This window comes from Serratia sp. HNCC26DJ206 (assembly GCF_057180605.1).
In genome coordinates this window covers 22,199-32,477 of record NZ_JBXUGP010000042.1, presented here as the reverse complement: position 1 = coordinate 32,477, position 10,279 = coordinate 22,199, and the positions used below count along the sequence as shown (strand labels likewise).

At 57.0% G+C, this 10,279-nt stretch carries 8 protein-coding genes; 4 read left to right on the top strand and 4 right to left on the bottom strand.

Annotated elements, in window-relative coordinates; genetic code table 11:
* Positions 1–556: TolC family protein (locus tag AC2A1E_RS21715; protein WP_484385466.1), on the top strand; the 556-nt coding region annotated here is incomplete at its 5' end.
* A gap of 105 nt (positions 557–661) precedes the next feature.
* Here the strand turns inward: AC2A1E_RS21715 and AC2A1E_RS21710 are convergent.
* From AC2A1E_RS21710 to ptrR, 4 genes are all read right to left on the bottom strand, one after another.
* On the bottom strand, positions 662–3,739 hold the full coding sequence (locus AC2A1E_RS21710) for a beta-galactosidase (RefSeq protein WP_484385467.1): 3,078 nt from the start codon (positions 3,737–3,739) through the stop codon (positions 662–664).
* 196 nt (positions 3,740–3,935) lie between these two features.
* Positions 3,936–4,778 carry an S-formylglutathione hydrolase gene (fghA, locus tag AC2A1E_RS21705; protein ID WP_484385465.1) on the bottom strand — a complete coding sequence of 281 codons (843 nt, stop codon included), beginning with the start codon at positions 4,776–4,778 and terminating at the stop codon, positions 3,936–3,938.
* Between the two features lie 16 nt (positions 4,779–4,794).
* A complete protein-coding gene (locus AC2A1E_RS21700; RefSeq protein ID WP_484385464.1) occupies positions 4,795–5,919 on the bottom strand; it encodes an S-(hydroxymethyl)glutathione dehydrogenase/class III alcohol dehydrogenase in 1,125 nt (374 codons plus the stop codon).
* 1 nt (position 5,920) lies between these two features.
* Positions 5,921–6,814 (bottom strand): putrescine utilization regulator PtrR, encoded by an 894-nt coding sequence (gene ptrR / locus AC2A1E_RS21695; protein WP_484385463.1) that lies wholly within the window; start codon positions 6,812–6,814, stop codon positions 5,921–5,923.
* Positions 6,815–6,919: 105 nt separating this feature from the next.
* On the opposite strand from ptrR, the gene AC2A1E_RS21690 reads away from it, so the two are divergent.
* The 3 genes from AC2A1E_RS21690 to yeiB all read left to right on the top strand — a co-directional run bounded on the left by AC2A1E_RS21690 (position 6,920) and on the right by yeiB (position 10,243).
* Complete coding sequence (locus tag AC2A1E_RS21690; protein ID WP_484385462.1) at positions 6,920–8,071, top strand: YbfB/YjiJ family MFS transporter; 1,152 nt, start codon at positions 6,920–6,922, stop codon at positions 8,069–8,071.
* A gap of 255 nt (positions 8,072–8,326) precedes the next feature.
* The gene (folE, locus tag AC2A1E_RS21685) at positions 8,327–8,989 is read left to right on the top strand and encodes a GTP cyclohydrolase I FolE (RefSeq protein ID WP_473190684.1); all 663 of its coding nucleotides are present in this window, start codon (positions 8,327–8,329) and stop codon (positions 8,987–8,989) included.
* A gap of 72 nt (positions 8,990–9,061) precedes the next feature.
* Positions 9,062–10,243, top strand: a complete 1,182-nt coding sequence (gene yeiB, locus AC2A1E_RS21680) for a DUF418 domain-containing protein YeiB (RefSeq protein ID WP_484385461.1) — start codon at positions 9,062–9,064, stop codon at positions 10,241–10,243.
* Positions 10,244–10,279: the final 36 nt, after the last annotated feature.

The window sequence follows — 10,279 nt, the reverse complement described above, 5'->3', positions numbered from 1 at the left end:
CTCGTTGACCAAGAACCCGAACCTGCTGAAATTGCAGGCACAGGCCAAGGCCGCAGAGTATGAAGCGGAGAGCATCAAGTCGTCGGGGCTACCGCAGTTGAACTGGGTGGTGTCCAAGAATACGGCCAAAGATATCAATGGTGATGAAACCGGTTGGTATACCGGGCTGAATGTGCAGTGGAATGCGTTCAGCGGGGGTTCGCAGACGGCGGCGCAGATGGCGGCGCGTGCTAAAGCCAACGGTGCCCAGCAACAATATGAAGTGGCGTATCGCGATTTGGAATATCAGATCAATAATCTGGTGCAGACGCGTGACTCTTCGTTTATGCGCGCGGATGATTTTGATCGGCTGTCGGCAGAAACGGATCGCGTGAGGCAGATGTTTTACGATCAGTGGTACAACCTGGGTACGCGCACGCTGCTGGATGTGCTGACGGCAGAGAACGACCACTTTAACAATCAACTGTCAGCAATCAATAATCGTTATGACGGTTATATCTCGAATATTAACGTGATCGCCAGTGCGGCGATGTTGTTGAGCTGGATCGAGAAATAGCGTTGAGTTGAAAGCTTGCTAGGGTAGTGGTGGAGACAGTAGTTTGCCAAATCAGGCGCGTGGTTCCGGGGTGAAGTGCCGCCCAGAAGCAGGCGGCACAGAAGGTTATTGCTGCATCCAAGTAACCTTATAATGGTAGTGGCTCGCCGTCAGCAGAAAGTCAGGGCTGACGCTGGGGCTCCAGGAGTCATCACCGCCAACGCCCATGTGGAAACCGTCCAGGTTGAGCCAGGTACCGGCTTCTTCGCGCAATAAATGCTGATGGGTAGTATCCATCAGTTGCTGCTGGCTGTAACGGCTCAGGCCAAAGTGGAAACGGCCCTGCCACTGCCAGCGGCCAAAGGTTAACCGGCGTGTATCACAGCGCAGGCCGTTTTCGCTGGGGAAGATATACGGCGTGTGCAACGCAGGTAACGGCAGCGCCCAGCGCCCTTGTTGCGCTGATAGCTGGCGATCCGGGTAGTTCTCGTGCGGCCCCAGGCCCAGCCATTCAACCGGTGCGGCGGTTTCTGCCAACTGGCAGGTCAACCCGATGCGCGCAGGTGCAGGTACACCCCAGGCGACATCAACATCCACGCTGATATGCAGTTTCCCATCACTATCAAGCAGATAGTTTTTGCGGCTGATAAACAGCGGCTGTTGCTGGCTGCTGTAGCTGTGCACCGTTGAGATCTGCACGCCATGCCCAAAGGCATCGGCGCTAAATGACAGCAGTTGGCTTTCCAACGCGTACATACCGGCTTTTTTCCAGCGCTCTACCCAGGCGTTGGGATCGATACGCGTCGCTTCGCTGACACCAATGTCATTATCCAGCGGTGCGCGAATAAACTGGTCCTGTAACGGGGTCAATAACTGTGGCTCACCATCACGCCACCATTGGATCAGGCAACCGCGGGTAGTGCAAAACTGCCAGCGCTGCTGGCCATGGGTGATTTCAACCATATCCGGATGAGTGACTAACTGCGGCAGTGGGCCAGGGCTGACATTAGGCAGCGCCAGCGCGTGCGGTAAGCGCCACTGATCCCAGGCGCAGCGGTGGCCAGCGTCGGCCCAGGCCGTTGCCTTTGGCTGGCGGACTTCAACATTCAGCCACAGCTCACCCTTGCCTTGCACCTGCGGCATCTCACCCAGCACCAGCCGTTGGGTGCCCTGCGGTGGGATGTCCAGCAACCGATCGCCTTGCGCGATGCACTGCCCATCCAGCTCCAGCCGCCAGAACAGTTGCTCGTTATCGGTAGGGCGGAACTGGTATTCGCTGGTGATATCAAGGGTCAGCGGCGCTTCTGGATGATGCTGAAATTGGAAAAACTGCTGCGCGCGCTGTGCTTCATACAGCGCAGGATGAGGAGAGCGGTCCGGGAACACCAGGCCGTTCATGCAGAACTGACGATCGTTAGGGGTATCGCCGAAATCACCGCCGTAGGCCCAGTAACGCACGCCGTCTTCGCCGGTTTTAGTCAGCGCCTGATCCACCCAGTCCCAGACAAAGCCACCCTGCAAGCGCGGGTGTTTACGGAATGCCTGCCAGTAGCGATCAAAACCGCCGAAGCTGTTGCCCATGGCGTGGGCATATTCACACAGGATCAGCGGACGATGCTCATTCGGCAGGCCGATCCATTTTTTGATCGACCACTTCGGCACCTGCGGGAAGGGCTGGTCTTGATCCACACGAGCGTACATCGGGCAGACAATGTCGGTGGCCGCAGTATCGGCACCGCCACCTTCGTACTGCACCGGGCGTGTTGGGTCGCTGCTCTTGATCCAGCGGTACAGGGCATCATGCGCGTTGCCGTGGCCGGATTCATTGCCTAATGACCAGATGATAATGCAGGGATGGTTGCGATCGCGCTGCACCATACGCGTGACGCGCTCGCTCAGGGCCGGGAACCATACCGGATCGTCCGTCAGGCGGTTCATCGGCTGCATGCCGTGGGTTTCGATATTGGCTTCATCCACCACGTACAGACCGTAACGATCGCACAACCGATACCAAAGCGGATGGTTAGGATAGTGCGAACAGCGTACCGCGTTGAAGTTATGCCGCTTCATCAGCAGGATATCCTGCAACATGGTGGCTTCATCCATCACCTGCCCCTGTTCCGGGTGATGTTCATGGCGGTTGGTGCCGCGTATCAGAATGGGCTTGCCATTGACCTTCAGCAGGCCGTCGCTGATCTCGACTTGGCGGAAACCGACGTCATAGGCTTCCGCCTCAATCAATGAATCGTCGTCCGCCAGCAAGGAAACCACGGCGCGATACAGGTGAGGCTGTTCGGCACTCCACAGTGCGGGCTGTGCAACCGGCAAACGCAGGGTGGTGCGATCGTCATAACAGCCGCGTTCGTCAATAATTTCACTTCCCAATGGCTGCTGGTGTACGGCAGTCAACTGGTCACCCTGCCACAACTGAACTCGTACCGAGCAGCCCGCCGCTGGCGATTGAACCTGCACCAGCGCCTCCAGTTCGGCATGATAAAAACCGGGGGCCAGATGGGTGCGCAACTGAATATCGCTCAAATGGCAGCTTGGCTTATGCAACAGGCTGACATCGCGGAAGATGCCGCTCATGCGCCACATGTCCTGATCTTCCAGATAGCTGCCATCGCTCCAGCGCAGCACCATCACCGCCAGGCGGTTTTCACCGGGCCGTAACGCGTGGCTCAAATCAAACTCGGCGGGCAGGCGGCTGTCTTGTGAATAACCGATCCAGATACCGTTACACCACAAATAGAACGCTGAATTGACGCCGTCGAAAATAACTCGCGTCTGCCCCTGTTGCAGCCAGGCTTCGGCTACCTCAAAGGTGAGCGAGTAACAGCCGGTAGGGTTCTGTTGCGGCACAAATGGCGGTGTGACCGGGATCGGGTAGGTGACGTTGGTGTAGATCGGCACGTCGTAACCGGCCATCTGCCAGTTAGAGGGCACCTGTAGCGTATCGGCATCGTTCAGATCTTGCTGCAACCACTGTTCTGGTACGGCTTCTGGCCGCGTGAAATAGCTGAATTTCCAGGCGCCGTTGAGCAAGGTTCGCTGTGCTGAAGGATGATCGTATCTCGCCTGTTGTTCGTCACGCCAACTGGCAAACGGCGGATGTGCAGGTAAGCGGCTGTAGTGGGTGCTGGCCGGGTTTTCCCAGTCGCGCCGGGCAAGGATCGAGGCTAATGAGGCAGGAGCAGACGGAATATCAACAGGATTCATGAGGATACCTTGGCTGAAAATGTTACGCGTTCATGATGTGGGGTAACATGAAGGGCAAAGATCCGGTTGTAAAGGCGTTCAGGTAGGTAAAGCGAAGAGGATCACAAATGGGGTTCTGCCCGGTAACACAGGAGGAATCGCTGTTTGTGGCCGCAGGCGCAGCCACAAACAATCGAAACAATCAGCGGAACAGATGCTCGGCGTGGAAGCGCAGGTGATCTTCGACAAAGGTAGCAATAGTGAAATAGCTGTGATCGTAGCCCGGCTGGGTGCGCAACGTCAGCGGCCAGTTGAGCTGGCGCGCCAGTTCGGCCAGCTTCGCCGGTTGCAGTTGATCTGCCAGGAACTGATCGCCATCCCCCTGATCCACCAGAATAGGCAGTTTTTCTGCACCGTTTGCCAGCAGGTGGCAACTGTCGTACTGCAACCACTGGCTTTCGTCATCCCCCAGGTAAGCGGCAAAGGCTTTGCGCCCCCACGGAACCTGACAAGGGTTAACAATCGGCGCAAAGGCCGATACGGAACGGAAGCGCCGTGGATTACGCAATGCCATTATCAACGCGCCGTGGCCGCCCATCGAATGGCCGAAGATTGACTGACGATCGCTGATGCTGAAGTGCTGCTGAATCAGCGCGGGCAACTCATCGCTGATGTAATCATACATGCGAAAGTGTCGATCCCAAGGGGCCTGGGTCGCGTTGAGATAAAAACCGGCCCCTTGGCCCAGATCGTAACCTGGGTCATTGGGTACTTCGTCGCCGCGCGGGCTGGTGTCGGGCATCACTAACACCAAACCCAGTTCGGCAGCAATGCGTTGGGCACCCGCCTTCAGCGTAAAGTTTTCATCGTTGCAGGTCAGCCCAGACAGCCAATACAGCACCGGCGGTGGATTATCATCGCGCGGCGGTGGCAGATAGATGCTGAAAGTCATGTTGCAATTCAGGCTCTGCGCCGCGTGGCGGTAACGTTGTTGCCAGCCACCGAACATGCGGTGCTCTTCGAGAAGTTCTAATGACGTGCTCATCTCTCTGCCTCCTGGCTTATTTATCAAAATGGATCACTGAACGGATCGATTTACCTTCATGCATTAAATCGAAGGCGTCGTTGATCTGCTCTAACCCCATGGTGTGGGTGATAAAGTCATTCAGGGCAAATTCGCCGTCCATATAGCGCTGCACAATGCCGGGCAACTGGCTGCGGCCTTTTACGCCACCGAAAGCGGAACCGCGCCAGACGCGGCCAGTCACCAGTTGGAATGGACGGGTTGCGATCTCTTCACCGGCACCGGCGACGCCGATAATTACCGACTCGCCCCAGCCTTTATGGCAGCACTCCAGCGCCGAACGCATCACGTTGACGTTACCGATGCATTCGAAGGAGAAATCAACGCCGCCGTCGGTCAGCTCAACGATCACTTCCTGAATCGGTTTGCTGTAATCTTTTGGATTGATCAGATCGGTAGCGCCCAGCTTACGCGCCAGTTCAAACTTACTGGTGTTGATATCGACACCGATGATGCGGCTTGCACCGGCCATCTGAGCGCCGATAATCGCCGAAAGGCCGATGCCGCCCAGGCCGAAAATTGCTACGGTGTCGCCCGCTTTCACTTTGGCGGTGTTGAGTACCGCACCCATACCGGTGGTGACGCCGCAGCCCAGCAGGCAGACCTCTTCCAGCGGCGCTTCTTTGCTGATTTTGGCCAGCGAAATTTCTGGCACTACGGTGCGTTCCGCGAAGGTGGAAGTGCCCATATAGTGGAAAATCGGCTTGCCGTCTTTGAAGAAGCGAGTGGTGCCGTCTGGCATCAAACCTTTGCCCTGGGTGGCGCGGATCGCCTGGCACAGGTTGGTTTTGCCGGATTTACAGAATTTGCACTCGCCGCATTCCGGGGTGTAGAGCGGGATCACGTGATCGCCGACGGCCACGCTGGTCACGCCTTCACCGATCGCTTCCACGATGCCACCGCCTTCGTGGCCGAGGATCGCCGGGAATACCCCTTCAGGATCCTTGCCAGACAGCGTATAGGCATCGGTGTGGCAAACACCGGTGGCGACGATCCGCACCAGCACTTCGCCTTTCTGCGGTGGCATCAGATCGACTTCTTCGATTGTCAGCGGCTGATTCGGGCCCCAGGCCACGGCCGCGCGGGTTTTGATCATCTTCATCCTACTTCTCCTCAGTATTTTTAGTGGCCATCGTTTCAGCCTGTTCAATTATCAGTTCTTTCAATGCGCGGACGTTGGGCCCGAACGCATCGCGCCGCCACAATAACCAGGTGGCGGTTTCAGCAATTTCTGCCGGTAACGGATGCACTTTCACCCGCTCGAAGCCCGGTAACAGATTAAGCACCGAATGCGGGATCATCGCCAGCCCGGCACCGCTGGCCACGCAGGCCAGCATGGCGTGATAGGACTGGATCTCCATGATCTGGCCTGGCATAGCGCCGCTGTGCTTGAACCAGGACTCCAGCCGCAAGCGGTAAGAGCAGCTAGCGCGGAAGGCGAACAGGGTTGCCCCTTTGGCATCGTGCGCGTTTTCAATCGGGGCATGGTCCAGGCTGGAAATCATCACCATGCGTTCCGGGAAAGCGATGCAGCCGTTCAGTTCAGCGTGCTGCAATGGGCCATCCACCAACGCCGCCGCCAGCGTGCCCGCGCGTACCCGCTCGATGATCTCGCCGGAGGTGCCGGTGGTCAGCGAAAGCGCGGCCTGCGGAAAGCGCTGGTGATAGGCTGCCAGCAAGCCGGGCAGGCGGGTGGCGGCGGTGCTTTCCATCGAACCCAAGGCAAAGTTGCCCGCTGGTTCCCCGGCGTGGGTGATGCTCATCGCTTCTTCGCTCAGCGCCAGAATACGCTGGGCATAACAGAGAAAATTATGGCCCATTGGCGACAGACGCAGGCGTTGTTTTTCACGAATGAACAGATCGGTACCCAGTTCCTGCTCGAGCTGGCGCAAACGCGTGGTCAGGTTCGACGGCACGCGATGCAACTGCTCGGCGGCACGGGCGACGGAGCCGGTTTCGGCCACGCTGCAAAACATGCGCAGTTGGGTCAGATCCATAACCTTCTCTTTTTGTGATGAACTTTGTGAGTATTATTCAGTTTTTGTGAGTTTAATCCTGCTGCATGATAGTCGCAACTTTCTTCTAACAATCAGGACGCGCAGATGGCGTTAAGAATTGCGTTGAGTGGCTTTATAGCCTTAGTTGTGACGATGGGGATTGGACGCTTTGCCTTCACGCCGCAGGTGCCGCTGATGATTGCTGAACAGCAGTTTACCCTGACCGGAGCCGGGCTGGTGGCGGCGTTAAACTATTTAGGCTATCTGTGCGGCGCTTTTGATGCCATGCGCACCAGCCGCCACGTGGAGCGCCGCCTGTGGCTCGGCGTCTGGGGCGTGGTGATCCTCACCCTGTTGTCCGCTGTGGTGGAGGGCGTGTGGTGGCACGGTGCGGTGCGCCTGGTGATTGGCTGGGCCAGCGGTTGGTCGATGGTGCTGGTGGCGGCATGGACCAACGAACGGTTGGCGCACTATGGCCGCCCGGCGTTGAGCGCCGCCGTGTTTGCCGGGCCGGGAGCTGGCATTTTTATCAGCGGCATGCTGGCGGTGGCGATCCACAGCCTAGCGCTGAGCGCCGCGCAGGCTTGGCTGGTGTACGGCGTGCTGGCCTTGGTGCTGGTGGCAGCCATCAGCGTTAATCTGCCACGAACCGGGGATCTGCACCGCCCGGATACCGCACCGGAACCGCTGGTGTTGACTCCGGCATTGAAGCGGCTGGTGTGGAGCTACAGCCTGGCCGGATTTGGTTACATCCTGCCTGCCACCTTTCTTTCGCAGATGGCAGCGGTGCGTTTCCCCGGCAGCCTGTTTGCCCAGTTTGTCTGGCCGATTTTTGGTGGCGCGGCGGTGCTGGGGATTGTCATCGGCATTCTAACCCGCCATAAGTTCACCACGCAGACCCGGCTGGCGATCACTTTGTGGGTACAGGCGTTAGGGGTGTTATGTGCCGAAGTGGTACCGGGTGTGATCGGATTAGTGCTGGGTGCGCTATTTACCGGCGGTGGTTTTCTCAGCGTGGTACAGCTTTCCATCCAACATGGCAGGGAACTGGCTCCTCACCATGCGCGTTACATGGCGGGGTTATTAACCACCGGCTATGCGATTGGCCAACTGGTTGGCCCAATGCTGTCGGCGGTTTCAACCGCGCTGACCCAACGGTTGGAGCCTGCGCTGTATGTGGCGGTGGTGGGGTTGGTGATCGCTGGCTTGCTGGTCATTAATACCCCTGCGCGAAGCAGTGTGCGTAAATCGGTATGAGGCTGAGTGAAATCCATACAAAAAAAAGGGAGTAGCCGCAGCCAGCCTGCCCAGGCGGCATGCGGATATTTCACGCAATCATGAAACACAATCACTGGATAAACGTCTCACTCTCATCTAGAGTGGGTGAAAATCTTGACCGGGCTCACGCTATAGCGCATCTGAACCTGGTAGTTAAAAAAATGAGACACCGCAAATCTGCTAGTTATCGGCATAACAGGCATTGTCGGAGCCGCCTGCTGGAGATAGATACCCATGACATCGTTAAGTAATGAAGCTGCACTGGTTCACGCTGCGCTTGAAGCCCGTGGCCTGGAAACCCCATTGTGCGGGGAAATGCTGGATCGAGAAACGCGTAAAAGCCGCATCAAACAGCACATGACGGAAATCATGAAGTTGCTGAATCTTGATCTGTCCGATGACAGTCTGGCAGAAACGCCGCATCGCATTGCGAAAATGTATGTTGATGAGATTTTCTCCGGCCTGGACTACGCCAACTTCCCGAAAATCACCGTCATTGAGAACAAAATGAAGGTGGATGAAATGGTCACGGTGCGTGATATCACGCTGACCAGCACCTGTGAGCACCATTTTGTGACCATCGATGGCAAAGCGACGGTGGCCTATATTCCGAAAGACGCGGTGATTGGTCTGTCGAAAATCAACCGTATTGTGCAGTTTTTCGCGCAGCGCCCGCAGGTGCAGGAGCGTTTGACCCAGCAGATCCTGGTGGCGCTGCAAACCTTGCTCGGTACGAATAACGTGGCGGTATCGATTGATGCGGTCCATTATTGTGTTAAGGCACGCGGGATCCGCGATGCGACCAGCGCCACGACCACCACTTCTCTGGGGGGGCTGTTCAAGTCCAGCCAGATCACCCGCCAGGAGTTTCTGCGCGCGGTGCGCCATCAGAGTTGATGGATGCGTTGGTAACGAAGAGAACAGGCGCCTGAGGGCGCCTTTTTAACGATCAGAATACAGCGGTATAAAATGAATCATCATGAAACAGCACCGCTGCCGCGTATTGCGACCTTGGACTGTGCACGGGGTATCGCCATTCTCGGCATTCTGCTGATGAATATCAGCGCGTTTGGCCTGCCGAAAGCGGCCTATCTCAATCCGGCTTTTCTTGGGATCCCTTCAGCGCGCGATGCCTGGACCTGGGCGTTGCTGGATCTGTTTGCTCAAGCCAAATTTTTAGCGATGTTTGCCCTGTTGTTTGGGGCGGGTCTACAACTGCTGCTGCACCGCGGCAAAGTGTGGATACGCGCTCGCCTGTCGTGGCTGGTGCTGTTTGGCTTGGGGCATGCGATTTTCCTGTGGGATGGTGACATTCTGCTGGCCTATGGGCTGATTGGCCTAGTGTGCTGGCGCATGATTCGCGACGCCAAAGATACCATTACGCTATTGAAAACCGGTGCAGTGCTGTATTTGATCGGCGTTGCGGTGTTGCTGCTGTTGGGGTTTATGTCGCACGGTGAGCCGGGCAATTTCTGGCAGCCGGGCGTGGCGCAATTGCAGTATGAGAAGTTCTGGAAGCTGCAAGGGGGCGTGGAGGCCTGGCGTAGCCGCCTGGATTTGCTTTCCTCCAGCCTGTTGGCGATTGGCGCACAGTATGGCTGGCAACTGGCCGGTTTGATGCTGTTTGGCGCGGGGTTGATGCGCAGCGGTTGGTTGCGGAACAGGTATACCCCTTCTCACTATCGGCGCTTGGCCGCTTGGATGATACCGCTTTCATTGTTGATCCAACTGCCGGGGGTGGCGCTACAGTGGCATCTGAACTGGGATTATCGCTGGAGCGGTTTCCTGTTGCAGGTGCCGCGTGAATTAGGCTCGTCATTGCAGGCAGTTGGCTATCTGGCCCTGGTTTATGGTTTTTGGCCCACCTTTTCTCGCTCGCGTATCAGCCATTGGTTGGCGCAGGTTGGGCGCATGGCGCTGAGTAATTACCTGTTGCAAACGCTGATCTGCACCACGCTATTTTACCGTTTTGGCCTCTACCAGCAGTTTGATCGCTTGCAGCTCCTGGCGTTTGTCCCGCTGGTTTGGCTGGCTAACCTGTTGTTTTCCAACCTCTGGTTGCGTTACTTCACGCAGGGCCCGATGGAATGGCTGTGGCGTAGGCTGACGGTTTTGGCTGCCGGTGAGCAGGCTCAGCAGAAAGCAAATTGAGATCTGGCGCAGGTAGGTTAAAAAAATGTATGTAAA

What these genes read in the sequence shown, in the direction of transcription:
- AC2A1E_RS21690 (WP_484385462.1), top strand. Translation starts at nt 6,920, where the DNA reads ATGGCGTTAAGAATTGCGTTGAGTGGCTTTATAGCCTTAGTTGTGACG.
- AC2A1E_RS21700 (WP_484385464.1), bottom strand. Translation starts at nt 5,919, where the DNA reads ATGAAGATGATCAAAACCCGCGCGGCCGTGGCCTGGGGCCCGAATCAG.
- yeiB (WP_484385461.1), top strand. Translation starts at nt 9,062, where the DNA reads ATGAATCATCATGAAACAGCACCGCTGCCGCGTATTGCGACCTTGGAC.
- fghA (WP_484385465.1), bottom strand. Translation starts at nt 4,778, where the DNA reads ATGAGCACGTCATTAGAACTTCTCGAAGAGCACCGCATGTTCGGTGGC.
- ptrR (WP_484385463.1), bottom strand. Translation starts at nt 6,814, where the DNA reads ATGGATCTGACCCAACTGCGCATGTTTTGCAGCGTGGCCGAAACCGGC.
- folE (WP_473190684.1), top strand. Translation starts at nt 8,327, where the DNA reads ATGACATCGTTAAGTAATGAAGCTGCACTGGTTCACGCTGCGCTTGAA.